The sequence below is a fragment of the Pseudomonas sp. R43(2017) genome (assembly GCF_002112345.1).
Taxonomy (GTDB): domain Bacteria; phylum Pseudomonadota; class Gammaproteobacteria; order Pseudomonadales; family Pseudomonadaceae; genus Aquipseudomonas; species Aquipseudomonas kribbensis.
Genome location: NZ_NEHJ01000006.1, coordinates 209,897 through 234,795, shown reverse-complemented (window position 1 = coordinate 234,795; position 24,899 = coordinate 209,897). Strand labels below are relative to the sequence as shown.

The window sequence follows — 24,899 nt, the reverse complement described above, 5'->3', positions numbered from 1 at the left end:
ACAGGAGAAAACTGGCTATGGCCACGAACTATGTAAGCACTGGCGACACCGTCATCCTGCCGGCCCCTACCGGTGGATCTGCCGCCGGTATTCCGCAGGTGATCAACGATCTGGCCGTGATGCCCATGAGCAGCGGCCCCAAGGGCACCATCATTGTGTATCGCACCAGTGGCGAGTGGAGCGTGCCGGCGGATGCGGCGCTGAAGGCCGGTATGAAGGCCAGCGTCAAGGCCGGTGCCCTGGTGCCCGCCGGAACGACTGACTCGGCACCTTACGGCAAGCTGACATCCGATGCGGTTGGCGGTTATGCCAACGTGCTGATTGTTCAGTAATGCCGGTTGATCGGTTTCGGGCTTTGGCCGATCGCACCGACGCGCTGCTGGTGGCGCGTCTTGGCGATCCGGCGATTCTGGCCGATGGCCGCACGGTGTACGGCGATTTTGTCTCGCCCTTTGTTGGTGCCGACCTCGGCGGCAAGAGTGGTGCCATGAAGCTGGGGGCGGCGATCAATGCCGACGCGGTGCTGGAGCCCGGTCTGACCGTGCGAGCGGTCGACGTGCCGGATGTCAAAAAAGGCGATTTCTTGACCATCGATCTGCCGAAACATCTGGGCGGTGGCCGTTACAAGGTCGTCCGTCCGGAGCCTGACGGTGCGGGCATGGTCAAGCTGGTGTTGGGGGTGAGCAGTGAGCGAACTGACGACATTACATAAGGCGATTACTGCGACCATCAAGGCGCAGATGCCGAAGATCCTGCACGTCGAAGAGTTTCCCGAACTGGGCGACGAAGTCGAGGTGCCGGCGCTGTTGTACGGTCTGACGGATCTGACCTTGGGCGAGGATCGGGCGACGGGGCAGACGGCGCTGATTGGCCGGTTTCAGTCCTGCATTCTGATCGATGCCACGCGACCCAAGGCGTCGTTGCAGGCGGCGATTCTGGCGGCGCAGATGATGGCGGTGCTGCGCTTCCAGTATTGGGATCTGGAGTTTGTCGTGGGGCCACCTGAGCATGTCCACGCGCAGCCAGAGGCGCCGCCAAAAGACCTTGAGCAGTTCGTCATGTGGTCGGTGCAATGGACGCAGGCGTTTGAAATCGGAACGCTTGAATGGCCATGGCCGGACGAGCCACCGGGGACGCTGATGTTTGGTTTCAATGACGACGAACTGCCGGAGTTCTTCCCGCCGGAGGATCTGCCGTGAGCGCCCTGGCGCTGGCCGAACATGACCGCATGATCGCGGCCATGGTGATGCCGTGTGTGGTGGTCGGGGTCGATCTGGCGGCGCCGGCGGTGAAGGTGTCCAACGGCGAGTGGACCAGTACCTGGGTGCGCTGGCACAGCCTCGCCGCCGGCAAGGCCCGCCACTGGCGCGCGCCGAGCCTCTGCGAGCAAGGGGTGTTGTTCAACCCCAGCGGTCAAGCGGGCATGGGCACCTTCGTTCCGGGTCTGTATGGCAATGCCGGCGCCCAGCCGGACAACCGCGACCACGTCGAAGTCTGGGATTTCGACGACGGTGCGCGGCTGGTCTACGACTGGCAGGCCCATAGCTACACCATCACGCTGCCCACCGGCACGGTGACCATCAAGGTCGGCGCGTCGGAGGTGGTGGTGACGGATGACCTGGTGCGGGTGAAGTCGGGAACGATCGACCTTGAGGGCACTGTGAACATCAAGGGTCCGGTCAATATCGACGGGCCGTTACGCGTAACGGGCAGCATCGACGCCACCGGCAACATCATGGCCGCCGGCAAGAGCGACAACCACCACAACCATTAATCACATCAACCCATTCAGCCCGCTGCGTGCGGGCTTTTTTGTGCCCGGAGAAACCCATGGCCAAAGCAACCGCTAAACCCGAGGGCGATCAATCGCCGGCGGCAAATCTGTTGAAGTTTCGCGACACCGTTTTCACCTCGCGCACCCTGTGCATTCCTGGCACTGAGCGCACGCTGGCGGTGGTCAAGACCACGGTCGAGGTGGAGGCCGACGACGCGCAGGCGTTGGCCTTCCTGCAAGGCAACACCGAATTCGTCGCCCTGGAGTAACCCTGAATGATCGGAATGGATCGCCACACCGGGCAACCCATCTCCGGCATCCAGCACCTGCTCCAGTCCCTGCAGGTGATTCTTAGCACGCCGCTGGGCTCGCGCCGTGAGCGCCCGGAGTTCGGCAGCAAATTGCGCAGTTACGTGGACTTGCCGGTTAACGAAGGCTGGAAAAGCGCGGTGCAGGCCGAGGCCGCGCGCGTGATCGAGCGTTGGGAGCCCCGGGTAAAGCTCAAGAGCGTGCGCGTGGTGTCGGTGCTGGGCGGGAAAATCAATTTCACCATTGCCGGCGAATACGAAGGCGATAGCTTCACGGGCGAGGTGAGCGCATGAGTATTGTGGATCTGTCGGCGCTGCCGGCGCCGGATGTCTTGGAGCCGCTGGACTTCGAAGTCACTTTTCAAGAGGGCTTGAGCGTCTTTCGGGCGGGCATGGGAGACAACTGGACAGCCAACCTGGAGAGCGATCCGGTGGTCATGCAGTTGGAAGTGGCGGCCTATCAGAAGATGGGCAACCGGGCCCGGGTCAATGATGGCGCCAAGGCGCTGCTGTTGGCCTACGCAACCGGTACGGACCTCGACCAGCTTGCGGCCAATGTCAATCTGGAGCGCCTGGTGATTCAGGCCGAGGATCTGACGGCGGTGCCGCCGGTGCCCAAGGTCATGGAAGAACACGATGCCCTGCGCGAGCGCATCCAGTTGGCCTATGAGGGCCTGACCACGGCCGGGCCGCGTAACAGCTACATCCTGCACACGCGTAACGCCTCGGGGCTGGTGGCGGATGCTTCGGCGGAATCGCCGGCGCCGTGCGACGTTACGGTAACGGTGCTGAGCCTGGAGGGCGATGGGCGCGGCGTGGCCAGTCCTGAGTTGCTGGCCATCGTGCGGGAGAAGCTGAACGAGGAGGACGTGCGACCACTGACTGACCGGGTCAAGGTGCAAAGCGCGGAAATCCTCGACTACCAGATTAACGCCGTCCTGCACATGGTCGGCAGCGGTCCGGAAACGGACGCCAGTCTGGTCGAAGCCAAGCGCCGTCTGGCGGCCTGGATCAACCCACGCAAGCGGCTGGGGGTTGAGGTGGCCCGCTCGGCGGTGGATGCCCAATTGCACGTTGCCGGCGTTTCCCGAGTCGAGTTGCCCGGGTGGCTCGACCTGAAACCGACCGAGGCGCAGGCGGCGTTCTGCGCGGGCTACACGGTGACGATGGCGGGGGCGACATGAGAAGCCTGCTGCCGAGCAATAGCACCCAACTGGAACGGGCCATTGAGGCGGCTTTCTACGAGCGCACCATTGTGCCGTTGCGCACGTTGTACAACCCGGACACCTGTCCGGTTCACCTGTTGCCGTATCTGGCCTGGGCGTGGTCGGTCGATCGCTGGGATTACCGGTGGTCGGAGTCGGTCAAGCGGGCGGCCATCAAGGCGTCTTTCTACATCCACAAGCACAAGGGCACCCGGGGCGCGTTGCGTCGGGTGGTTGAGCCGCTGGGCTACCTGATCGAAATCCTCGAATGGTTCGACATGGTGCCCCAGGGCGTGCCCGGCACGTTCTCGCTGAAGGTCGGCGTCCAGGACGCCGGCATTTCTGAGGAGATGTACCAGGAGCTGACCCGCCTGATCGATGACGCCAAGCCGGTTTCGCGGCACATGGTCGGCCTCGATATCACGTTGGAAACCCGCCTTGACGAATTCGTCGGGTTCGCGGTGTACGACGGCGACGAGATTGATGTTTACCCCTGGAGCAATCCAGACATTGACGTGGTGGTTCAAGGTAGTCACGGCGTCAGCGAATACACCCTCGACGAATTGGACGTGTACCCCAATGGTTGATAAGAACTCTATTTTTGGCGGCATGCTGACGGCGCTGGGCGCTGCCAAGAAAACCAACTGCGACTCGCTGGGCATCCCGTGGGAGCCGCGCTACATGCTGATCGGTGATGCGAACGGCACCGATCCCGTGCCCAGCCCCTCGCAGACCAAGCTGGTCAATCAGGTCTACCGCGCACAGCTCAATCAGTTGCGGGTGTCACCGACGGACGCCAATGTCCTGATCGCCGAGCTGGTACTGCCGCCGGAGGTGGGTGGCTGGTGGATCCGCGAGCTGGCTCTGGAAGACAAGGACGGCGTGTTTTGCGCGGTGGCCAACGCGGCACCGAGCTACAAGCCGTTATTGGCGCAGGGCTCGGGGCGTAATCAGGTGGTGCGGATGCACATCATCACCAGTGGTACGTCGAACATTCAGTTGAAGATCGATCCGTCCGTGGTGCTGGCCACACGGGGCTATGTCGACGATCTGTTCACCGGCCTGTTGCCACCCAACAAGCCCGCCGGCACCTACGCCAAATGCACGTTCAATAGTCGCGGCGTGTTCGTGTCGGGGGAAAACCCGACGACTTTGGCCGGGTTCGGCATCACCGACACCTACACCAAGACGCAGATCGAGGCGATGATTGCCCAGGCCTCGGCGCTGCCGGTGGGTGCGACAGTCGCGTTTCCGGCTGGCGTGGTTCCACCTGGCTATCTGGAAGCGGATGGCAGTCTGTTTCCGGACGCGCTCTATCCGCACCTTGCCGCGCACCTGAGCAAGAAATTCAACATTGCCGGTGACGATGCAAGCTACACGCGATTGCCGGATACGCGCGGTGAATTCCTGCGTGGCTGGGATCATGGGCGTGGTGTGGATGCTGGGCGTCAGATCGGGAGCTTGCAGAGTGACGCGCTGCAAGAACATTGGCACACCGTTTTAACCCCGGGAACCGGCTCAGTCATGCCGACAGATGGCAACATCACCACCTTCGAATTTCCTACGGTAAGTTTCGGTAAAGGCGGGCCAGTAAATGGTCGCATTCTGGCCACGGGAGTGATGGGCGCTCGGTTGGCGACTGAAACCCGTGGGCGCAACTTGGCGGTGATGTGGTGCATCAAGGCCTGGAACACACCGGTTAACCAGGGAACGATCGACATCGCCGAATTGGCCGCCCGTACTGGGCGCTACATCGGCACGCAGGTCATTACCGATACTCGCCAATACATCCCGACACCTGGCATGAAATTCGTGCGTGTTCGTGCGGGCGGTGGCGGTGGCGGTAGCTCGGGCACGCTTGCTACCACTTCTACGCAAACAGCCTGTTCGGGTGGCGGCGCGTCGGGAAGTTACGGCGAAGGTTGGTTTACTGCTGCACAGGTGGGCGCATCGTTGTTGGTGACCATCGGTGATGGCGGAGCGGCGGGCTTGATTGGTCAAGACGGCACGAAGGGCGGAACTACGTCCTTTGGCGCTTTGCTGACTGCGCCTGGTGGTGGCCCTTCGCAAGTTTGGAACCCTGTGTCTACCAGCACTTCGGCACTCTGGCCGGGCGGCAAGCCAGGCCCCGCAGCCGAAGGGGGAAGCGTACTGAGCATGGCAGGCATGTCCGGTGGCTGCGGCATGTCGGTAGCGGGATCAATTATTCCCGGGCTGGGAGGAAGCTCGCCCATCGGTTCTTCTGGCTATACGGATATGACGGCCAATCCGTGTACGGGTTACTGCGCGGGCGCGAGCGGTATCTCCGCGACAACTAGCACGGCAGCCAAAGTCGGCGCCAAAGGCGGGAAAGGCGTTTGCTTCATTGAGGAGTACGCATGAGAACCTACGCATGGATCTATGACGGTGCCGTAGCTGAGCTGACGGAAACCAGCGGTGATATTTCAACGATGTATCACCCTAGCTTCTTATGGGTCGAGGTGCCGCCTGATATCGCGCCAAAGGTAGGGTGGCTGGCGCATCAAGAGGACGATGTGTGGTCATTCGTCCCTCCGGAGTCCGCGCGCTGGTCGGTAGATGAACTTCGCTTGATGATCGCTGCCGAGCGCTACCGTCGTGAAGGCCTCGGCGTTGTTGTCGCTGGATTGCCGATTGATACGTCCCGTGACAGTCAATCTCTGATCGCTGGCATGGCTGTATCAGCGTTGGTTGACTCTGCATATCGTTGCAACTTCAAAACCGGCGCCGGTTTCGTCGAGTTGGATGCTGTGCAGATTTTGGAGATTTCCAACGCTGTACGCGGCCACGTACAAGCCTGCTTTGATCGAGAGAAAACATTGCTCGATCTGATCGCTGCGGGAACCTTCCGCGAAGAAATGCTGGCCGAAGGCTGGCCGGATTCCTCGCCGCCCGAGCCTGTCGAGCTGCAATAAACGCCCCGCACTGACGGGGCGTTTTCTTTTCCGTTACGCGTAACGCGAACACCCAAAACAGCCTCGCTCATGCGGGGCTTTTTCGTTTCTGGAGATTGAGCCTAATGACTTTCTTTCACGGCATCACGACCACGGTGGTAGACACCGGTGCGCGCACCATCTCGCTGCCGTCGTCCTCGATCATTGGTCTGTGCGACACCTTCACCCCGGGCATTCTCGGCGGCGGCACGGCCAAGGCCGGCGAGCTGATCCTGCTGACCCGAGAGAGCGAGGCGATCGCGGCGTTCGGTGCTGACTCGGCGATCACCAAGGCCGCCCAGGCTATCTACGTGCGCACCAAGGCGGTGATCGTCGCCGTCGGTGTGCCGAAGCTGGAAGACCCGGCCCTGCAAACCTCGGCGATCATCGGCGGCGTTCTGGTGGGTGGTCAGCGTACCGGCCTTCAGGCGCTGCTCGATGGCAAGAGCAAACACAACGTGCAGCCCAAGCTGCTGATCGCGCCGAAACACTCGGCGACTCAGGCGGTGGCGACCGCGATGGATGCACTGGCCGCCAAGCTGCGCGCGATTGCCATCATCGACGGCCCGAACACCACCGACGAGGCCGCGCTGGCCTACGCCCAGGAGTTCGGCAGCAAGCGTCTGTTTATGGCAGATCCGGGCGTGCAGTTCTGGGACACGATCCTCAGCGCGACGATCGATGCACCGGCCTCGGCGTGGGTGGCGGGCCTGTTCGCCTGGACGGATTCGCAGTACGGCTACTGGGCCTCGCCGTCGAACAAGGAGTTTGTTGGTATCACCGGCACCTCGCGCCCGATCGAATACCTGGACGGCGACGAAACCTGCCGAGCCAACCTGCTCAACAACGCCAATATCGCCACCATCATTCGCGATGGCGGTTATCGCCTGTGGGGTAACCGCACGCTGTCGAGCGACCCGAAATGGGCGTTCGTCACCCGCGTGCGCACCTGCGACATCCTCATGGATGCGGTGCAGGCCGGGCACAAGTGGGCGGTCGACCGCTCGATCACCAAGACCTACGTCAAGGACGTGACCGAAGGCCTGAACGCGTTCATGCGCGATCAGAAGAACGCCGGCGCGATCATCAATTTCGAAGTCTATCCCGACGACGAGCTGACCACGGCCAGCCAGATCATGCAGGGCAAGGTGTTTTGGCGCATTCGCTTTACCGACGTGCCGCCGGCCGAAAACCCGAATTTCCTCTTTGAAGTCACCGACCAATGGGCGACTGAAGTCCTTGAAATCGCCTAAGGAGGCGCACCGATGATCCCTCAAGTATTGCGAAACATGGCGCTGTTTTCGGACGGCGTGAGCTTTGCCGGCGACGTGCCGACCCTGACCCTGCCCAAGTTGACGCAGAAGGTCGAGGACTATCAGGGCGGCGGCATGGCGGCGCCGATTGAGTTTGCCGTGGGGCTGGAAAAGCTTGAATCGTCGTTTACCACCAACGGCGTGCGCCGCGAGTCGTTGAAGCTGTTCGGCTTGGCTGACCAGACGGCGGCCAATCTGGTGTTCCGTGGTGTGTATTCGGATCTGAAAGGCCGGAAGGTCCCGGTGATTGCCACCCTGCGCGGCGGGGTGAAAGAAATCGATCCGGGCGACTGGAAGGCGGCCACCGTGGCCGAAATCAAGCACGCGGTAAAGGTCACTTACTACAAGCTCGAAATCGACGGTCGTGTCATGTACGAAATCGACCCCCTCAACATGATTCAGGTGGTCGATGGCGTCGACCAGCTCGCCGAAGAACGCACCGCTCTCGGCCTTTAAGGACTTAAGAAAATGACCCAAGTAAATGCAGAAAAACCGGTTCCGTCGTGGCTGTCCGTGAGCGATACGCACGTCGTCGTGACCCTGAAAGGCTCGGTGTCGATCGGCGGTGTGGCGGTGGACAAGCTGACCCTGCGCGCGCCGACCGTGCGTGATGAGCGCGCCGCGACGGCGGTGGCCGGTGGCGACAGCGAGAAGTACGAACTGCACCTGCTGTGCAGTCTGGCGCAGGTCACTGAGCCTGAGCTGATGACGCTCTCGATGCGCAACTACAAGCGCCTCATGGCGGGCTATTTTCGCCTGGATGAAGAGGACGAGCTTTAACCCCGGGACGCAGAAGGTCGCGGCCAAGCGCTTGGCGAAAGAGACGGGTTTCTCTGCCGCCGAGATTGAGGCCATGACCTTCGACCGGATGCTGTGGTGGCTCACGGATTGAGCCGCCTTTGAATCGGCGAAAGTAGGACACGCACATGGCGAATAAACTCGCGCTGGGCCTGGTCATTGGCGCGGCGATCAGCTCGACGGTGGGGGCGGCGTTCAAGGACGTCGGCGGCCGGATCAAGAAGCTGGAAGAGACGGGCAAAAAGGCCCGGGTCTTGGAAAAGACCATTGGCGACACCATGCGCCTGCGCGAAGAGTGGCTGAAGGCGCACCGGGATGGTGAGAAGGGCGCCGACAAGTTGCGCGCGCGCCTGGAGGCCAATCTGGCCGCCCTGAAGAAAAACGGCGTGGAGGTGCGCAACCTCGGCAAGGCCTACACGCAGATGGGCAAGATGGCCCGGGGTGCCGAGCTGTCGGCCAAGGGCCACATGCAGCTCGACGCCGGCAAGCAGGAATTGCGCAGCAGCATCGGCCGGGCTACCGCCGCGACGGCGATGGCGGCCATTCCGACCAAGGTCAGTGCGGACTATGGCGCGATCATCCGCGACATCGCGATCAAGGCCAACATTGCCAACACCCCGGAAGAGGCGCAGCTATCCAAGACTGTGATCGACACGTCGCGCAACACCGGCATGGCGCGCAACGACGTGGCCGAGCTGGTCAACGCCCTGGTGGGTGCCGGCATGGAGCTGGACAAAGCGCTGTCCTACGCGCCGACGGCGGCCAAGTTCGCCGTGGGGCAGGGATCGGAAGGCACCGAAACGGCCAAGATGATCAACGCCCTGGGGCAGAACGCCAAGATCACCGACCCCGAGGTGATGCAAAAGGCGCTTGAGGCCATCGCCTACCAAGGGCAGGCGGGCAGCTTCGAAGCGGTCGACATGGCCAAGTGGTTCCCCGAGCTGCTGGCCGGCATGGGCAAGCTCGGCATCACCGGCATGGACTCGGTGACGCAGTTGGGCGCCATGCTGCAAGTGCAGATGAAGACCGCCGGCGGTTCAGACGAGGCGGCCAACAACCTCAAGAACTGGATGGAGAAAATCGGCTCGGGCGAGACGGTGAAGGCTTACGAGAAGGCCGGCATCGACTACAAGGGGTCGATGCAGACCGGCCTGCAGCATGGCAAGTCAACGCTGGAATCCAGTTTCGCGTTGGCTCAGAAGTACATCGAAGCGACCGATCCGAAACGGGCGGCCGAGATGGCGAAGGCGACGGCGGCTATCAGTAAAGAGGCCGACCCCGAGAAGGCCAAGGCCATGATGAAGTCTCTGGAAGAGGCTTTGCGCACCGGTGATCTGTTCGCCGACATGCAGGTCAAGGCGGCGTTGACCGCGTTCATGCAGAACAAGGACCTGTATGAGCAACTGAAAAAGGATTCGGCGAGCGCGACCGGAATTCTGGATAAGAACCTGGAAGAGCGTCGGCAGACCTCGGCGCAGAAATGGGCCGAGATGGGTCATAGCCTGGATGACTCGATGCGGGCCGTGGGGGATGCGATTCGGCCGGTCACGGACGCGGTGGCTGACGGTCTCACGCGAGTGACCGGCAGTCTGGGCCGGTTGGCGGAAGAGTCACCACGGCTGGTGACGGCGCTGGGGTTGGCCGGCGCGGCCGTGGCGGGCCTGACCACGGCCTGGAGTGGCCTGAAGATGGCCCGGGGCCTGATGAACATCGGCCGGGGCTCGATGATGGGTAACCCCAACATCCCGCAAAAGGTGATCGTGACCAATATGGGCGCCGGCGGTCTGGGCGGCGGGCTGGATGCCGGGGATCTTGATGTCGACGGTGATGGCAAGAAAAGGAAGGGGGGGAGGCGGCACAGAGGCGGCTTGAAGACCGATTACAAGGGGCCGGGCGTCGGCGACATGGTCAAGGGGACGGCGGTAGTGGCTGTGGTGGATGCGGGCTTCAAGGCCTATGACACCTACCAGAACGCCGAAACGCAGGATGAGAAGGCCGAGGGTTACGGCGCTGCTGCAGGTGGATTGGCGGGTACGTTGGCCGGTGCTGCTGCGGGGGCGGCCATCGGTTCGGCGGTCCCGGTCATCGGCACGATCGTCGGCGGCTTGATTGGTGCCTACTTGGGGAGCCAAGGCGGGGACGCTCTGGGTGGGTTCCTGGGCAAGAAGTATTTCGGTACGTCTGAAGAGCTGAAACGCGTCCCGGATGCCGGGCCGCTGATGATGGCCAACGCCGGCAAGGACATCAAACCGGTGATGGGCGATATCGCCAAGTCGTTCGCCGCGCCGGCGGCGCCCTTGATGATGGCGCGACCGGGGGCGGCGCCGGCGGACAAGTCGCTTCAAGTCGGCGATGTTGGCCGGGCGATGATGCTGCCGCCGGCCAGCGCCGACGCCAAGGCCGGGCCGCTGGCCAAGCCGACCGAGGCGGCGCCGGTGAAAGTCGATTCGAAGGTGGATATTCAGGCGCCGTTCAACCTGACCGTGCAGGGCGACGTGCAGGATGCCAATGCGCTCTACAACAAACTCAAGCCGATGCTCGATCAGCACTATCGCGACCTCGCCAAGCAGCAGGAAGCGAACAAGCTGTTCGATGCGCCGCACGTTTAATCCGGGGGATTCATGGAAGCATTGGGGCAATTGCAGTCGGGGCTCAAATACTTGACCACCGCCGGCGAAACCGGCCGGCGCAGCCTGGACGGCATGATGGGACCGGTAAATGGCGCGATCGGCGAAATCACCGGGGCGGCGTCCGAGCTGGAGGGCCTGCCCGTGGTCGGGCCGGCCGTCGGGGCCAAGCTGCAGCGGCTCATGCGCGGGGTCAATGCCGCCCAGGCGCAAGTCGGGCGGGTGGTGGCCATGTACGGCACGGCCACCCGCGCGGTGGCGCAGATCGACGAGCGGTTGGGCGTGCTGAAGGAGCAGGCCGGGAAGGCCGCCACGGCGATCAACAAGATCGCCGGCAAGGCCAGTCCGGCGTTGGCCAACATCCTGCCCACCGGCGCCTTTGCCACGGATCAGACGCCGGCGCCGGAGGCGGTCAAGCCGTTTCCGCACCTGCTGGTCATTCAGCCGCGCGACCCGAAGGCGGCGCCGTACTTCTTCAACCTGGACACGGCCGCCTTTGACGAGCTGCGGCGCACGACCGAATTCCGCTGGGCCTCGCAAGAGCGCCTTTCGCGGCGGCCGGCGCAGCAGGCGGTGGGCATGGGCGACGAGAAAATCACCCTAAAAGGGGTGATTTTTCCGGGCCTGAAGGGTGGTCTTAAGCAGCTCGACACCCTGCGCGCGTTGGGTGCCCAGCTTCAGCCGCTGACCCTGACCACCGGTTATGGCGACGTGCTGGGGACGTGGTGCCTGAAAAGCCTGGATGAAGATCAGGGCGCGTTGATGGCGGGCGGGATCCCGCGCAAGCAGTCTTTCAACCTGGAGTTTGTGCGCTATGGCGACGACATGCAGAACATCTGACGGGGATCTGCTGGACACCATCTGTCATAACTATTACGGCGACCTGGCTGGGGTGGTCGAGGCGGTGCTGGATGCCAATCAGGGGCTGGCTGACGAAGAACAGCCATACCGCGCCGGCGTGCTGATCGTGCTGCCGGATCTGCCGGCCGCCGTGTCTGAAGAGGTCGCGCTGTGGGACTGACCCCGTCCGGAGTGTCGCCGGCCTCCCATCGCGTTACGCGTAACGCGCCCTCTACTTGGCCCGCCCTGTGCGGGCTTTCTTTTGGAAGCAATCCATGACCCCGCGATTTCGAATTGTGGCCGACGGCAGCGACATCACGGCGCTGCTGAATGACCGGCTGTTGCAGTTGAGCGTCACCGACAAGACCGGGATGGAATCGGACGAATTCGAACTGCGCCTCGATGACCGCGACGGCGCCATTGTGCTGCCCAAGCGCGGTGCCGGGATCGAGGTCTATCTGGGTTATGCCGAAACCAAGCTGACCCGGTTGGGGCGCTATGTGGTGGATGAAGTCACCGTGTCCGGCCCGCCCGATACCATCGTGATCAAGGGCAAGGCCAGCGACATGCGTGGCAGTGGCAAGACCGTGCGTAGCGGAAGCTGGGACAACGTGCCGCTGTCCAAGATCGTCGCCGATGTCGCGGCGCGCAACGGCTGGTCGCCGGTCTGCCCGGTCAATACGAAAGTGGTTCGGGCCGACCAGCTCAACGAATCCGATTTCCATTTCATCACGCGACTGGCCAAGCAATACGACTGCACGGCCAAGGTGGCCGACGGCAAGTTGCTGGTCATGCCGCGTCAGGGTGGCCAGACCGCGAGCGGCAAGGCCTTTGCGCCGATCGTGATCACGCGCGGCGACGTCAGCCGCTGGCAGTTCCACCTTGGCGATCGCAACACCCATAAGGCGGTCGGGGCCAAGCATCAGGACAAGAAGACCGGCCAGCTCGCCGTCGTCTCCCTGGAGAACGACGACGCCCCGGCGGGCCTGCCGGCGGTGCATACCGATCGGCATATTCACCCGAACAAGACAGCGGCCGAGGCGGCGGTCAAGGCGCGTTTGGCAGCGTTCAACCGCTCCACTGCCGGCGTGCGCCTGGAAATGGAGGGCCGCACCGACATCTTTGCCGAGCGCTCGGTGATCGTCCAAGGCTTCAAGGTCGGGCTCGATGGCGAGTATCTGGCCGACTCGGTGGAGCAGACCTACACCCAAGCCGGTTGGTCGACCACCGTTGAATGTAACGGCGGCAAGAACGGCAAAGCCAAGGCCAAAGGCAAGAAGGCCAAAAAGGAGAAGAAGCAGGTCAAGGTCGTGAGCCTCGCGTAACCCGCAGTAGAACCCCATCAGCCGCCGTGTGCGGCTTTTTCATGTCTGGAGTTTGGTATGCCCATCAATCAGCAGCAGTTGCTGCAAATCCTCCCCAACGCCCGCCCAGTCGCGGGCGTTTTTGTGTCCGCGCTCGGCACGGCCATGGCGCGCTACGGCATTACGTCGCCGGTGCGCCAGGCCGCGTTTATCGCGCAGTGCGGGCACGAGTCGCAGCACCTGACCAAGTTGTCGGAAAGCCTTTACTACCGGGATGCCGAGCGGGTCGCGCGGCTGTTCAAGTCGGGTTTCGATGACAACCGTAACGGCCGCATCGATCCGGCCGAGATCGAGGCCGCAAAGGCCTATCTGTACAACTCGGAAAAGCTGGGCAACCGGGTCTATGCCGGCCGGATGGGCAACGGCCCCGAGGCGTCCGGCGACGGCTACCGCTATCGAGGGCGCGGCCTGATCCAGATCACCGGTCGCGATAACTACCGCCTGTGCGGCAAGGCGCTCGGTTTGCCGTTGCTCGATCGGCCCGAGCTGCTGGAGCAGCCGGAATACGCCGCGCTGTCGGCGGCCTGGTACTGGTGGGATCGAGGTCTTAACGATCTGGCCGACGCGGGGTTGTTCGACGGCATCACTCGGAAAATCAACGTGGCCAGCGCCGGGCAGGTCGAGCGCCGCGAGCTGTGGGCCAAGGCCAAGGCGGTGCTATGTCAATCCTCGATCTGATTCCGGCGCCGGCGCGGCCGTGGGTGGTCGCCCTGGTACTGCTGTCGATCGCCGGCGCCGGCGCTGCCGGCAGTTGGGCGATTCAGGACTGGCGTTACGGTAACGCACTGGCCGAGCAGGCCCGCCAGTCCGCCGACGTGGCCAAGGTGGCCGCTGAAGCGATGGTGGCCGCGCTGGTGATCGAGCAGGGCAAGCGCCTGGCGCTGGAAGGGCGCCTACAGCGCAACGATGAAACCCATTACAAGGATCTATCCGATGCAAAGAACGCTCAGCAAGTCTTGTCTGATCGCCTTGCCACTGCTGATGTCCGGTTGTCAGTCCTACTCGCCGCCGGAGTCGGCCGCACCGGTGGCGCTGACGGGGTGTCAGCCGCCGCCGGCGCCGGCGGCGTGGTTCATGCAGGCACAAGAGCCGAACTTGACCCAGCGCATGCTCAAAGAATTGTCGCCATCACCGGCGACGGCGATCGAGGATTGATCGCGCTGCAGGCGTGTCAGGCCTACGCAAAAGAAGTGTCAGCACCGAAGTAGATAAGTGCCGGCCCGAATAGAGTTCTATGCTTTGAAGCTTTGTAGGTGATGGGCAAGGCAATAGTCTTTGATTGCCTGCACTACGCCCTCTGGTGAGTCATCCGCTCCATCTTCTGGATAGAACAACAAATCGCTACCTGCTGGGTGAGGTACGAGCTTGTTGAAATGCTCTACCAATTCGCCTCGAGCCTCTTCCGTGTCAGCGTCGTCGATAGCTTCAATCAGGGCTTTGAATTCCTGTTCTGTGTACTCGGCAAGATTGCTCTTCAGATCCATCACTCAATCCCTCTATGTATGTCGATATGTCGCCGTGGTGTAACAGCTCGCAAGTTTTCGGAATCGTAAACGGCGCCACCATCCTTGATTAACTCTACATGATGCAGCTCGAATGCAATTCGTTTTCCTGCATGCTCTATTTTAGGAGCAGCAGGAGCTAGTCCTTTTGCCATGCCGGCCAGGTTGCGAGAGCTGAATTGCTTGCTCAGTTCTGGATCATTCGCTACGGCCATCCAGAACGCTTTCCTGAACGCATCAAAGCTACTGAATTCCTGTCCCCGAAGCTGGTTGGCTATTTGCGACGGTACAGGTGCTCCAAGTCCCGTACTGGATCCGGCGAGCCAAATGCCCGTCACGTCTTCACCTTGTCCTGTTGCAACACCTGGTGAATTCCTGACACTCATCACGATGTACAGCGGCTGTACACCCGAGTCGGCCGGGAACACAAGGATGAAGTCTTTGTAAGCGTCCGGGTAGATCGGGCTGACGATGATGTTATCTGCCTGTTCGGTAGGCGGATAAATCCAGATCTGAGGGGCTTGTGGAGCACCCTCTAATGGGGGAATGCCTGAGGTGCTAGATGGGTCAACAGCTGGAGTCCAGATCAGGGTTATCCCGTCTCCAAAGTCCGCCACTTGCTGGGAGCCTTGCTCATTGAATTGCACCACTGGAATCATCTCCCAGTCAGTGCGCTTTTGAGTGTTGTACCCGTAGCCCTTCAATGTGCCATCCGCCTGTTGCTCGACATGTATTCGAACGCGTGTACGGCCTTTCTTTAGTGATTGAAGTTGTTCTTCTGTGTAGAGGCTGCTATCGCCCAAACTCGAAGGCCACAGCAATGCAACTACACCCGCCAAAGCACCAGCGGCTACACCGGCAGTGATAACGCTGGTACCACCAGCGGCACCTGCTCCTGTTGCGGTGCTCCCTGCTGCAATAGCAGCACCAGCACTGCACAATCCACCGCAAGACACACCCGTAGCCGAAGCAGCAGCTCCGCCCAGCAGAAGTGTTCCCAGGGTAGCGGGTAGAGCACCGCTGACTTTCTTGAGGGGGATGTTTCCTTGTGCATCAGTTTGGCGGCCACCAAGAATAGCGAACTCGCCAAAATTGGCGACTTTCTCGACAGGAATGAAGCCAGATGGTTTTTTGTGATCGATCACGCCATCAGGGAGGTCACAACTCTTCGTGAACACACAGCCTACAGTGCTGGGCTCAGCGTCTTTCTCGGGTGGGAGATCTTTGTATTCCGCCCAACGCTGGGCATGTATATCGACAGGGTCTTGGCCGCGGTTGCGGTAGCCCTTGGGCGGGTTTGGTACGTAACCGCTCATGCAACGTCCTTGTTAATCCTTGATTTATGCCGCTCTGAGGCAAAACGGACGGAGATAATAACCGCTCTGATTGAGTTGTTTGAATGGAGGCACTTTGATGTTGCGCCCAGCGGATGTGCCGGCGGAGAGGTTTGCGAGCTAACTAGCTCTGCCGTTGCTCAACGAATGGTCGTCATCACCGACGAAGGCGACCGGGGATTGATTGCGCTGCAGGCGTGCCAGGCCTATGTTTGCTGCCTTGAAAAGATGACGTGCGGCTAGAGTCAAGCTATCGCTGAAGGCTACCAGTGCCAGCTGCCGTCGGGGCATCGTTCGCCGCATCTGGCGCTTTAGCGATGGTTTCCTCAGACTGATCAACGCATTTGGCATTGAGGATTGCTTTTAGCTCTGCACCACTCGGGTAACGGACCCCCACAGCAGCGTTGTCAGGGTTCGCGCGGTATTTTTCTACATACGACTCACCATTCCAGTCCTTGGTCAGCCTGATAACCCCCTCAAAACACTTTGGCTCGGATTTTTGAGCTTCAATAATAATGTGGAATCCGCGGCGCTCAATGCCTGCCAAAATTCCAGAAAAACACTCTCTCAATAAACAGTCGTCAAGATCCCTGAATTTTATACCTTGGGCTAGAAACTCGAAGTAATTAAGAACGTATACGGTGCCGTTGATTGCGTCATTTATATCGTCCGGAACAATGGTATTTTTAAATTCATCCCTGTTTGGGCTGAATCTCCACTCTGCCAGCTCTGAACAAACCACCCCTGAGCGATACAGCTTTGAGCTTGCGCGCGTCTGGTCTTGATATTCGGTACTCGTTCGAGACGCCATGATGATGTTCAAAGTGTGCGTGCGGCGCGCATTTGCTGCTGTCGTAATTGCTTGGATCCACCACCCCATGCCCACAAAAACACCGGTTACGAGGATCGAAAGAGACGTTTGATATGTTGGTTCGTAACGCAATATCACATAGCTGGACACAATCACCGTCCAAATTACACCACTAAACAGAGGGAGCATTTCGTTAGTGTCGGGATACTTCGAGCGAATGAACTGATGGACTGTCAGAACCGCAACGAGAGCGCCAGTTAGGACTATAAAGGCATCTACCAGATCAATTGGGAATGGCAGCGGATGTTGAAATCCGTAGGACAAGACTATCCGCGCTAGTATTCCCAATACAAATGCAGTAGCCCCTGCGCCAATCCAAAATTTGTTCATGTCCTTCCTTTATTATAGGTATTAAAAAAGGCCCCTATAAGGAGCCTCTTTCTATACGGGGATTTTTTCAACCTTCACCAACGCCAATTTTCATCGCTTTCATTTCCCTAACTCCTGCCTATGAAACCAGTTGAGATGGCAATGCCATTCTCCAAGGAGGTTACAGTTAACTGCTCCCTCAAAATACGACCTTACTTTCCCAGTATCGTTCTGGGTCTTACGCGTGCTTTCCACCATAGGATTAGGCCAGCATCATCGTTGAGTCAAGCGCCACCGCGTAAATCTACAAAAGTCACCAAGCCTGTACGCGCTCGAATCCAGGCGGGCAAGGACTCTATCAAATCCGTCGATGATTGCCCATTCCACGTTACATTTTTCAACAATGATGGCCGGATTTCCGTACCACTTTTTGTACCATTCCTGCGTTTTTGAGGGGGATTTAGGGGGGTGAATGCCCCCTGAAACCCTTTAAAACCCCCAGACCAAAAACGCCAGCTAATCCGCACATAAAGTCCTTACCGGTTTTTCCGTTGGGGAGGGTGTCGCTGAACCGCGCCGAAATGGCCGGTACCCAGAAACTGACCCGGTGTGGATGTGGGAGTTTTAGAACGATCGGTTATAAGCGTGTCGGTCTGACCGGTGGGCCATTAGCATCCTGCAGGGCGCCAGAGGTAGTAGATAAGTATTCAAAACATACGGATTGCTGCTGGTTTGCTGGATTGAACGGGCAGTTTTCCGTGTTTTTTATTCATCGCCGGGATCGATAAGGTGAAGGGACTCAACAGCAATAAAGGAATATTGCCCATGCCCATGCCCATGCCCATGCCCACGACACCGGATTCGTCCACATCGCCCCCCCTCACAGATGAACAGAAACTGAGCTTTCTGCTGGAGGCCACAGGCGATCTGGACACCGCCCAGACCTTGCTGAAAACCCTGCCCCTCGCACTGCTTAACGCCAGCGCCGACACGTTGGCTGCACTGGACAAGACCTCGCGCGACCTGCATACGAAGCAGGCGCAAGTCGAAACAGACATGAGCCGGTTGCAATCGTTGAAGGACTTTTGCATCGCACGACTGACCAGTGCCCTGACTGCCCGATGGTCAGTGGTGTTCGATGTCGAGAAGGACTATCTCGAGCTGCCCGGAAGTTATTGCGGCTGCAAGCCGGTAACCCAGCCTGGCGGAGGAGCGGCGGTCGTTCCTCCTGCCACCCCGACGCTGCTGGAAGCGGCGATGCAGAACTTCACCGATGACGAGACACAAGCCGATTATTTCCCGGAAGGCAGCCTGCTGCGGATCGCCAGCATGCCTGACGGCATCCCGGGCCTGACGCCCGCAGCGTTTGCCGGGTTCTGTCGGGAGCTGGACCTCGGCCAGCAATACCAACTGCATTTCCAGGAGGTTTTCGGAGTCAGGGAGGTCAATGGTCAGCGGGTCGCCACCGGCGCCATTGTGCGCAATATCACGTTGATGAAAAAACAGATGCTGCAGCTGGATCTGCATCTGGCGCTGCTCAAAGAGCACGTCTCCCCGGAAGGCTTTCAGACCGTTCAACGCTTGATCGATGCAGCTGGCGTCGCCACCGCCCAGAACCTTCAATACCAGGGCAGACCGTTGATCATGCAGGGCATTGAATTGCTCGACAGCTGCATCTGGGGCGTCGTGGTGTTTTCAGAGCGATCGGTCGAACAGGATCCGGATCAATGGTGCCTGGTGTACATGCCCGGAGAGCCGGATCAGCCGCTGTTCGAATACACAAGCTTCACGGCGTTCATCGCCTATCTGGAATTCAACCTGGGGCTGGGAAGTTACAAGAGCTATTTTTCACACTGCATCGGCGAGGTCGACAAGGTCGGTTTTTTCCAGACGATTGCCGATACCGGTAGCCTGGGGCAGGTCAAACAGCTGGAGATGACCGATCCGCTGTTCGATTTCATGCTCAAGAGCCATGTCGGCAAGCTGCAGCTCGATGCGCGCGCGCTGGCGGTGCCGACTGCCGATGTCGATGAAGAGGAGCGCAAGCAGCGCTTGCTCCATTACCTGGAACTTGGCTTGACGGTCGCCAATGTCGCCGGTTTTGTCGTACCGGTGCTGGGGCAACTGATGATGGGCGTCGCCATCGGCCAGATGCTTGCAGAGGTGTACGAGGGGATCGAGGACTGGAGTCGTGGTGACCGTCAGGAGGCGTTCTCGCATTTGCTCAGCGTTGCCGAAAACATTGCGCTGATGGTCGCCGTGGGTGCCGGGATCAAGGGGGTGAAATCCTTGGTGATCAAGACAGTTCAGAAGCATCCGGACTTTTTCCGACCATTCACTTCCATTCTGGGGCGCAATGCCCAGCCCCGGTTGTGGAGGCCGCAACTGAGTGCCTACGAGCAGCCTCTGCCGGCAGAGGCCGGTCCCGAACCGGATACAACAGGCTTGTACCGGGTCGCCGGGAAGACCTTTGTCCGTGTTGACGAGCGAACCTATGCCGTAGCACTGGACCCGGTTTCCAGGGCCTGGCGCATCCAGCATCCGCTCCGCCCGCAGGCTTATGCCCCGATACTCAGGCGCAACCAGGACGGTGGCTGGCGTCACGCCTCTGAACCCAGCGAGCACTGGTCCGGGGCCTATACCCTCAAGCGTATCGATCCGCAGCTCGCGCGTTTTGAAGACAGTCGCCTGGAGATGATCCGGCGGCTGAGCGACACTCGGTTCGATGAGTTGCATCGTCTGAGCGATGACGGCCTGCCGCTTGCACCGCGTATGCGCGACATGATCGAACGGTTCGGGCTTGAGCGCAGGGTGCGTGAGTTCGTTACTGCCATGGAGCGTGGCGAAGCGAACGATCCACGCCATGTACAGGAACAGTTGCAGGCCTTGCCCGGGCTTGCGAACTGGCCACAGGATCGCTACATCAAGGTTGTCGACGAGAGCGGAAAGATCACCGCAACCTTTCCTCACGGTTCGATTGACGATGACACCGTGAGTGTCATTGTGAGCGACGCCCAGCTCGACAAGGGTGAGCTGTTGCAGACCGTCATTGACGGCTTGAGTCCCGCTGAAGTGGAGGCACTGGTGGGCAGGAATGTGACCCCGGCCGATGCCGGCGGAGAACTGGCAAAGGTGATCGGCGCCGCGGTCAAGGCCGATCGCAGGCCGACCTTCGAGCACCTCTACCGAGGGCTCGACAGAGAGGTCACCGGCGAATTGCTGAAAGTGCACAGCGCTCATCCCGGGCTTCCGGTGAGGTCGGCGCGCGAGTTGCTCAAGCGCACACCGACAGTTGAGCGGGTGCACCTGCGCAACACCGGACGGATGCCCATGGCCTTTGCACAGAGAGCTCGTCAGGCGGCAAGTGACGTGCGTGTGGATCAGGCGTTGACGGGGTTTTACCTTGCCGATATCGCCAGCGCCGATACCGAGAAACTGGCGATCCGCTTGCTGTCGCAGCTCAGCGGATGGGACCCGGAATTCTATCTGGAGGTCCGGGCGAAAAAGCTGGATGGCGACCTGCTCGAAACCCTGGGCGTGAAGCCGCTCGTGACGCCGAGTTCATGCACCCTGGTCAGACTCGACAATGGTTACGAAGTGTTTGGCAGCAACAGGAAATCGCTCGGCCATGTGGTTTCCGGACCGGAAAGCCTTTACCACGCGATCCTCAAAGGGCTTACGTTGCGCCAGCGCAAAGCCATCGGATTTGCGGAACCCAGGCCGGACGACGGTTATCGTCTGCGACTCAAACTTCTGGACTGTGCGCTGGACGAACGTGAGGGGTGCGCCAGGGTCATTGCGGGTAAGCAGTTGCATCCGGAGCTCTCCGAGCCTGTGTGCATGCTCGCCGATTCACCCGTTGAACCGGTCACGCATCCGCGTCGTTTGTTGCGCAAGGTGAAAAGGCTCTATCCCCTGTTTTCCGACGCACAGGCCAGTGAATTTCTTGATCGGTTGGGCAGTGATCACCTGACCCGCGCCATTCGCGTCCGGAAGTTGCAGGAGGATCTGGAAAGACTGCGCGAAGTGCTGGATACCTGGAAAGAGGATGAAGCAGCGATAAAGGCCATGGGAGGCGTATTGACCGAAGCACACGATTGCCGGCAGATCGTGGCATACGAGATCGAGGACTGCTTCCGGCGTCTGATATTCGCTCCCGCAGAGTCTGGATACCCGGTTTACAGGCTGGTTCTCGATGGCATGCGCTGCGGCAAACTGCCGGTGCTGCCGGTGGGGCTGTCGTTCGATCATGTAAAGCGTCTGTCCCTGCAAAACATGCATCTGGACAATGATGTCGCCTATTTCCTCAAGGCTTTCAGGAACGTCGAGTTTCTGGACCTGGACCGCAACAGGCTGACCCTGTTGCCCGAGGTGATTTCGAACATGCCCCACCTCAGGCAGTTGAGCCTGGCAGGCAACCGGATCCAGTTGACCGAATACTCCCTGAAAAAACTCTCCCAGATGCGCAATCTGAAAAGCCTCAATCTGAGAGACAACCCGCTGGGGGCGACGCTGGACGTCAGCAACATGTTCGAACTGGTTGATCTGTCTGTGCGCAATACACGCACCACCGAGCTGCCCAAGGGACTGGAGCGCCTGCCGAGTCTGGATCGGGTCGATCTGCGTGACAATGACATCCGCGATTTGCCCGAGTGGCTCTTTGAAACACCGAGAGGTTTCAGCGAAACGATCAATCTGCGCAACAACCCGATTTCAGACCCCAGCAGTACCCGGCTGGAAGACTATCGCAGGAAAGTCGGGATCGGTATGGGCTATCTGGAAAACGATATTGCGCGACTCGACGAGTATCAGGCACGTTCGATATGGCTGACCGAAACGGGGGGCACGGTGGGTTCTGCGCGTTTGCAGATGTGGACCGCAATCAACGATGATCCGATGTCCGAAGGGCTGTTTCACTTGTTGGCGGAGCTGGGCAACACCGCCGAATCCGAGTATGTGCGCGAAGAGATGTCCCGTCGGGTCTGGGCCGTTCTGGAAGCCACACAGGCCGATGCCGAGCTGCGCGAACAGATTTTCGATCTGGCGGCCAACCCGATCAACTGCACCGATAATGCCGCGATCAACTTCAGTCATCTGGAGGTCGCGGTACACGTCAACCGCGTGACTCGCATCGGCGACGGCCGCCAGCCTTCGGCGACGTCGCTGATCAGGCTGGCGAGGGGGTTGTTCCGGCTAGAGCAGGTTGATCTGATTGCGGCCGAACATGCAGTCACTCAGGAGTCACTCGATCCACTGGAGGTGACCCTGGCCTATCGCACGGGGCTGTCCCGAGCGCTCGATCTGCCGGGCCAACCCTCGCATATGCGTTACGCGGCGCTCGCCGATGTGACGGGGGACGAACTTGTTACGGCCATTAATCGGGTCCAAAGCGCGGAGCTTTCACCGGAGTGGGTGACGTTTCTGGTTCGCCAACCCTTCTGGAGCAACTACGTGAAAAACAGTTTTGCGCAGCAGTTCGAAGAAGCCCGCGAACCTCATCATGAGGAAATCCAGGCGTTGTTCGACGGGGCGGAAGAGCTCAGTTCCGCCGATTATCTGAACGAAATGAACCGGTGCGCCACGGAGCTGGAGCAATCGGAGCAGGCCCTGCTCGAACGGTTGACCGGACAGGTGTTGGAACTGATCGAATCGGGATCCTGCGTCCTGCCCGGGGTCTGATCCCGGGCTGGCTGTTCCCGTCACTTGCCTCGAATCAGCCGGCGCAGGGCAAACCGGTTGGGATGGCAGGCTTCGGCCACGCTGCGGGGCAGGGGCAGTGGTTCGTTTTCCAGCCAGGCTGCCAGCAATTCACCTGACAGTGGCGCGGTGATCAAGCCGCGTGAACCGTGGCCGCTGTTGATGTACAGGCCGTCCAGCCATGGGCAGGCGATGTCCGGTACTTGTCGGGCATCCTTGCCCAGGGCTGCGTAGGCCTGATCGAAGGCTTCGCGGTCGGCGAGCGGGCCGACGATCGGCAGGTAGTCAGGACTGGTGCAGCGGAACGCGGCACGTCCTTCAAGGCGTTCGGGATCCTGATCCTTGATGTGCAGGCGCAAGACCAGGTCGTCGGAGATTTCTTCGAGCATCGCCAGATTGCCCAGGTGCTCGGCGGTGGTCGGGGTCAGGTCGTCGTTGTTGAAGTCGAAGCTGGCACCCAGGGTGTGTTCACCCAGGCGGGCGGGGGCCACATAACCCTCGGCGCAGACCACCGTTGCCAGTGCCTGGCTGTCTTCGGTCTGTGCCAGACGGGTGATCTGCCCGCGAATGCGTTTGAGCGGCAGCTCGGCGCTCTGTGCAAACCGTTTGATCTCCGCGGCGCCGGCCAGTACCACGACGGGCGCTGTGGCGATCAATTGTCCGCCGTCGAAAACTTGCCACTGACCGTCGACCTTGCGCAACTCGACAGCGTCCTGATGAGTCAGCAGCGTGACGCCCGGCTGTGCCGATTGCGCCTGACACAACGCGGGCGGATGCACCCAGCCACCTTCGGGATAATACAAACCGCCGTGGGCCAGACCGATCCCGGCACGGGCCTGCGCCTCGGGCTGATCGAGCCATTGCAGCAGGTCTTCGGGAAACGCGGCCGCCAGTTGCGCCTGACGTTCGCGTTCCTTTTCATTGAACGCCAGTTGCAGCACGCCGCAGTCATCCCAGTCGGTGCCGCGCTGCAGGGTTTCCAGCAGGCGCCGGGTGTAGCCGAAACCGCTGACGATCAACTGCGACAGTGCGGTGCCGTGGGCGGACAGTTTCAGGTACAGCACGCCTTGCGGATTGCCCGAGGCTTCCTGTGCCACCCCCGCATGACGCTCCAGCAGACTGACCTGCCAACCCCGCGCCGCGAGGCTGGCCGCCGTGGCGCAACCGGCCAGGCCGGCACCGATCACCAAAACGCGTCGTTCTCCGGCAACGGGGGCAGGGCGGGCGAACCACGGTTTGTCCGCAGCGGGTAACGGCACATCCTCCGGCCAGCCGAGAAACTCGCCACGCAGAATTTCCCATTTGTGGCCTATACCCGGCGTGCGCTTCATCTTGAACCCGGCGGCGTTGAGCAGGCGTCGCACCCAACCGGTGCTGGTGAACGTGCTGATGGTCGAGCCGGGCGCCGCCAGCCGCGCCAGTTCGGCGAACAATTCGGCGGTCCACATTTCGGGGTTTTTCGCCGGGGCGAAACCGTCGAGAAACCAGGCGTCGATCTGGCCATCCAGTTGCGGTAATTGCTCCAGCGCATCGCCGATCAACAGCGTCAGGGTCACGCGACCGTCATCCAGAACAATTCGCTGGAAACCCTGATGGATTGCCACGTAATGCTTGAGCAGTTGATCGGACAGCAGCTTGAGATCCGGCCACAACGCCAGCGCCCGTTGCAGGTCGGCAGGGCTCAGCGGGTACTTTTCCACGCTGACGAAATGCAGCCGAGCACCGGCCACCGCATGCTGTTCGAACAACTGCCAGGCGCAGAGAAAATTCAGCCCGGTGCCGAAGCCGGTTTCACCGATCACCAGTCGCCCGCCCGCCGGCAGCGCGGTAAAACGCTCGGCCAGGCGGTTCTGTTCAAGGAACACGTAGCGGGTTTCTTCCAGCCCCGATTGATCGGAAAAATACACATCGTCGAACACTCGCGAACGCGGGCGTCCTTGGTCATCCCAGTCGAGTTGGGCGTGGGGCATTACAGGTTTCATGGCAGGCTCGGCAACGGCAAGGCG

At 60.7% G+C, this 24,899-nt stretch carries 24 protein-coding genes; 20 read left to right on the top strand and 4 right to left on the bottom strand.

Annotated features, from left to right (window positions below):
- Positions 1-17 precede the first annotated feature (17 nt).
- From CAG02_RS18750 to CAG02_RS18660, 19 genes are all read left to right on the top strand, one after another.
- Positions 18-332 (top strand): hypothetical protein, encoded by a 315-nt coding sequence (locus tag CAG02_RS18750; protein ID WP_085710859.1) that lies wholly within the window; start codon positions 18-20, stop codon positions 330-332.
- A 23-nt stretch (positions 333-355) separates the two neighbouring features.
- Positions 356-712 (top strand): hypothetical protein, encoded by a 357-nt coding sequence (locus tag CAG02_RS18745; RefSeq protein ID WP_256576902.1) that lies wholly within the window; start codon positions 356-358, stop codon positions 710-712.
- A complete protein-coding gene (locus CAG02_RS18740) occupies positions 687-1,199 on the top strand; it encodes a hypothetical protein (RefSeq protein WP_256576901.1) in 513 nt (170 codons plus the stop codon). Before CAG02_RS18745 ends, CAG02_RS18740 begins: the two co-directional genes overlap by 26 nt.
- 29 nt (positions 1,200-1,228) lie before the next feature.
- On the top strand, positions 1,229-1,774 hold the full coding sequence (locus CAG02_RS18735) for a phage baseplate assembly protein V (RefSeq protein WP_085711021.1): 546 nt from the start codon (positions 1,229-1,231) through the stop codon (positions 1,772-1,774).
- A gap of 56 nt (positions 1,775-1,830) precedes the next feature.
- Positions 1,831-2,043, top strand: coding sequence for a hypothetical protein (locus CAG02_RS18730; protein ID WP_085710856.1), 213 nt, complete (start codon positions 1,831-1,833; stop codon positions 2,041-2,043).
- Between the two features lie 6 nt (positions 2,044-2,049).
- The gene (locus CAG02_RS18725) at positions 2,050-2,376 is read left to right on the top strand and encodes a GPW/gp25 family protein (protein ID WP_085710855.1); all 327 of its coding nucleotides are present in this window, start codon (positions 2,050-2,052) and stop codon (positions 2,374-2,376) included.
- Positions 2,373-3,266, top strand: a complete 894-nt coding sequence (locus tag CAG02_RS18720; RefSeq protein ID WP_085710854.1) for a baseplate J/gp47 family protein — start codon at positions 2,373-2,375, stop codon at positions 3,264-3,266. The genes CAG02_RS18725 and CAG02_RS18720 overlap by 4 nt, the downstream gene beginning before the upstream one ends.
- Positions 3,263-3,874: a phage tail protein I gene (locus CAG02_RS18715; protein ID WP_085710853.1), complete on the top strand. Its 612-nt coding sequence runs from the start codon at positions 3,263-3,265 to the stop codon at positions 3,872-3,874. The genes CAG02_RS18720 and CAG02_RS18715 overlap by 4 nt, the downstream gene beginning before the upstream one ends.
- Positions 3,867-5,669 carry a phage tail protein gene (locus CAG02_RS18710; RefSeq protein WP_085710852.1) on the top strand — a complete coding sequence of 601 codons (1,803 nt, stop codon included), beginning with the start codon at positions 3,867-3,869 and terminating at the stop codon, positions 5,667-5,669. Before CAG02_RS18715 ends, CAG02_RS18710 begins: the two co-directional genes overlap by 8 nt.
- Positions 5,666-6,220, top strand: coding sequence for a DUF4376 domain-containing protein (locus CAG02_RS18705; protein ID WP_256576900.1), 555 nt, complete (start codon positions 5,666-5,668; stop codon positions 6,218-6,220). Before CAG02_RS18710 ends, CAG02_RS18705 begins: the two co-directional genes overlap by 4 nt.
- Before the next feature lie 104 nt (positions 6,221-6,324).
- On the top strand, positions 6,325-7,491 hold the full coding sequence (locus CAG02_RS18700; protein ID WP_085710851.1) for a phage tail sheath family protein: 1,167 nt from the start codon (positions 6,325-6,327) through the stop codon (positions 7,489-7,491).
- Positions 7,492-7,503: 12 nt separating this feature from the next.
- Positions 7,504-8,007 (top strand): phage major tail tube protein, encoded by a 504-nt coding sequence (locus tag CAG02_RS18695; RefSeq protein WP_085710850.1) that lies wholly within the window; start codon positions 7,504-7,506, stop codon positions 8,005-8,007.
- A gap of 12 nt (positions 8,008-8,019) precedes the next feature.
- Entirely contained in the window at positions 8,020-8,331 is a 312-nt protein-coding gene (locus CAG02_RS18690) for a phage tail assembly protein (RefSeq protein ID WP_085710849.1), read from the top strand.
- Positions 8,332-8,477: 146 nt separating this feature from the next.
- On the top strand, positions 8,478-10,958 hold the full coding sequence (locus CAG02_RS18685; RefSeq protein ID WP_085710848.1) for a phage tail tape measure protein: 2,481 nt from the start codon (positions 8,478-8,480) through the stop codon (positions 10,956-10,958).
- A 12-nt stretch (positions 10,959-10,970) separates the two neighbouring features.
- Complete coding sequence (locus CAG02_RS18680) at positions 10,971-11,816, top strand: phage tail protein (RefSeq protein ID WP_085710847.1); 846 nt, start codon at positions 10,971-10,973, stop codon at positions 11,814-11,816.
- Positions 11,791-11,997 carry a tail protein X gene (locus CAG02_RS18675; protein ID WP_085710846.1) on the top strand — a complete coding sequence of 69 codons (207 nt, stop codon included), beginning with the start codon at positions 11,791-11,793 and terminating at the stop codon, positions 11,995-11,997. Before CAG02_RS18680 ends, CAG02_RS18675 begins: the two co-directional genes overlap by 26 nt.
- 94 nt (positions 11,998-12,091) lie before the next feature.
- On the top strand, positions 12,092-13,141 hold the full coding sequence (locus tag CAG02_RS18670; RefSeq protein WP_085710845.1) for a phage late control D family protein: 1,050 nt from the start codon (positions 12,092-12,094) through the stop codon (positions 13,139-13,141).
- Between the two features lie 57 nt (positions 13,142-13,198).
- Positions 13,199-13,858, top strand: coding sequence for a glycoside hydrolase family 19 protein (locus tag CAG02_RS18665; protein WP_085710844.1), 660 nt, complete (start codon positions 13,199-13,201; stop codon positions 13,856-13,858).
- Positions 13,840-14,388: a lysis system i-spanin subunit Rz gene (locus tag CAG02_RS18660; RefSeq protein WP_085710843.1), complete on the top strand. Its 549-nt coding sequence runs from the start codon at positions 13,840-13,842 to the stop codon at positions 14,386-14,388. Before CAG02_RS18665 ends, CAG02_RS18660 begins: the two co-directional genes overlap by 19 nt.
- Positions 14,389-14,412: 24 nt before the next feature.
- Here the strand turns inward: CAG02_RS18660 and CAG02_RS18655 are convergent, their stop codons facing one another.
- The 3 genes from CAG02_RS18655 to CAG02_RS18640 all read right to left on the bottom strand — a co-directional run bounded on the left by CAG02_RS18655 (position 14,413) and on the right by CAG02_RS18640 (position 17,217).
- Positions 14,413-14,664 (bottom strand): bacteriocin immunity protein, encoded by a 252-nt coding sequence (locus CAG02_RS18655; RefSeq protein WP_085710842.1) that lies wholly within the window; start codon positions 14,662-14,664, stop codon positions 14,413-14,415.
- Complete coding sequence (locus CAG02_RS18650; protein ID WP_085710841.1) at positions 14,664-15,998, bottom strand: S-type pyocin domain-containing protein; 1,335 nt, start codon at positions 15,996-15,998, stop codon at positions 14,664-14,666. Before CAG02_RS18650 ends, CAG02_RS18655 begins: the two co-directional genes overlap by 1 nt.
- 268 nt (positions 15,999-16,266) lie before the next feature.
- Positions 16,267-17,217 carry a DUF4760 domain-containing protein gene (locus CAG02_RS18640; protein ID WP_139831880.1) on the bottom strand — a complete coding sequence of 317 codons (951 nt, stop codon included), beginning with the start codon at positions 17,215-17,217 and terminating at the stop codon, positions 16,267-16,269.
- An 804-nt stretch (positions 17,218-18,021) separates the two neighbouring features.
- On the opposite strand from CAG02_RS18640, the gene CAG02_RS18635 reads away from it, so the two are divergent.
- Entirely contained in the window at positions 18,022-22,875 is a 4,854-nt protein-coding gene (locus CAG02_RS18635; RefSeq protein ID WP_256576899.1) for an NEL-type E3 ubiquitin ligase domain-containing protein, read from the top strand.
- A gap of 20 nt (positions 22,876-22,895) precedes the next feature.
- Here the strand turns inward: CAG02_RS18635 and mnmC are convergent, their stop codons facing one another.
- A complete protein-coding gene (gene mnmC / locus CAG02_RS18630) occupies positions 22,896-24,875 on the bottom strand; it encodes a bifunctional tRNA (5-methylaminomethyl-2-thiouridine)(34)-methyltransferase MnmD/FAD-dependent 5-carboxymethylaminomethyl-2-thiouridine(34) oxidoreductase MnmC (RefSeq protein WP_085710839.1) in 1,980 nt (659 codons plus the stop codon).
- Positions 24,876-24,899 lie beyond the last annotated feature (24 nt).

Excerpts from the sequence above, each read along its gene's own strand:
- CAG02_RS18680 (WP_085710847.1), top strand. The coding sequence starts at position 10,971 with ATGGAAGCATTGGGGCAATTGCAGTCGGGGCTCAAATACTTGACCACC.
- CAG02_RS18695 (WP_085710850.1), top strand. The coding sequence starts at position 7,504 with ATGATCCCTCAAGTATTGCGAAACATGGCGCTGTTTTCGGACGGCGTG.
- CAG02_RS18655 (WP_085710842.1), bottom strand. The coding sequence starts at position 14,664 with ATGGATCTGAAGAGCAATCTTGCCGAGTACACAGAACAGGAATTCAAA.
- mnmC (WP_085710839.1), bottom strand. The coding sequence starts at position 24,875 with ATGAAACCTGTAATGCCCCACGCCCAACTCGACTGGGATGACCAAGGA.
- CAG02_RS18665 (WP_085710844.1), top strand. The coding sequence starts at position 13,199 with ATGCCCATCAATCAGCAGCAGTTGCTGCAAATCCTCCCCAACGCCCGC.
- CAG02_RS18685 (WP_085710848.1), top strand. The coding sequence starts at position 8,478 with ATGGCGAATAAACTCGCGCTGGGCCTGGTCATTGGCGCGGCGATCAGC.
- CAG02_RS18750 (WP_085710859.1), top strand. The coding sequence starts at position 18 with ATGGCCACGAACTATGTAAGCACTGGCGACACCGTCATCCTGCCGGCC.
- CAG02_RS18725 (WP_085710855.1), top strand. The coding sequence starts at position 2,050 with ATGATCGGAATGGATCGCCACACCGGGCAACCCATCTCCGGCATCCAG.
- CAG02_RS18730 (WP_085710856.1), top strand. The coding sequence starts at position 1,831 with ATGGCCAAAGCAACCGCTAAACCCGAGGGCGATCAATCGCCGGCGGCA.
- CAG02_RS18735 (WP_085711021.1), top strand. The coding sequence starts at position 1,229 with ATGATCGCGGCCATGGTGATGCCGTGTGTGGTGGTCGGGGTCGATCTG.
- CAG02_RS18720 (WP_085710854.1), top strand. The coding sequence starts at position 2,373 with ATGAGTATTGTGGATCTGTCGGCGCTGCCGGCGCCGGATGTCTTGGAG.
- CAG02_RS18715 (WP_085710853.1), top strand. The coding sequence starts at position 3,263 with ATGAGAAGCCTGCTGCCGAGCAATAGCACCCAACTGGAACGGGCCATT.
- CAG02_RS18705 (WP_256576900.1), top strand. The coding sequence starts at position 5,666 with ATGAGAACCTACGCATGGATCTATGACGGTGCCGTAGCTGAGCTGACG.
- CAG02_RS18700 (WP_085710851.1), top strand. The coding sequence starts at position 6,325 with ATGACTTTCTTTCACGGCATCACGACCACGGTGGTAGACACCGGTGCG.
- CAG02_RS18640 (WP_139831880.1), bottom strand. The coding sequence starts at position 17,217 with ATGAACAAATTTTGGATTGGCGCAGGGGCTACTGCATTTGTATTGGGA.
- CAG02_RS18650 (WP_085710841.1), bottom strand. The coding sequence starts at position 15,998 with ATGAGCGGTTACGTACCAAACCCGCCCAAGGGCTACCGCAACCGCGGC.
- CAG02_RS18660 (WP_085710843.1), top strand. The coding sequence starts at position 13,840 with ATGTCAATCCTCGATCTGATTCCGGCGCCGGCGCGGCCGTGGGTGGTC.
- CAG02_RS18675 (WP_085710846.1), top strand. The coding sequence starts at position 11,791 with ATGGCGACGACATGCAGAACATCTGACGGGGATCTGCTGGACACCATC.
- CAG02_RS18690 (WP_085710849.1), top strand. The coding sequence starts at position 8,020 with ATGACCCAAGTAAATGCAGAAAAACCGGTTCCGTCGTGGCTGTCCGTG.
- CAG02_RS18670 (WP_085710845.1), top strand. The coding sequence starts at position 12,092 with ATGACCCCGCGATTTCGAATTGTGGCCGACGGCAGCGACATCACGGCG.
- CAG02_RS18635 (WP_256576899.1), top strand. The coding sequence starts at position 18,022 with ATGCCCATGCCCATGCCCATGCCCACGACACCGGATTCGTCCACATCG.
- CAG02_RS18710 (WP_085710852.1), top strand. The coding sequence starts at position 3,867 with ATGGTTGATAAGAACTCTATTTTTGGCGGCATGCTGACGGCGCTGGGC.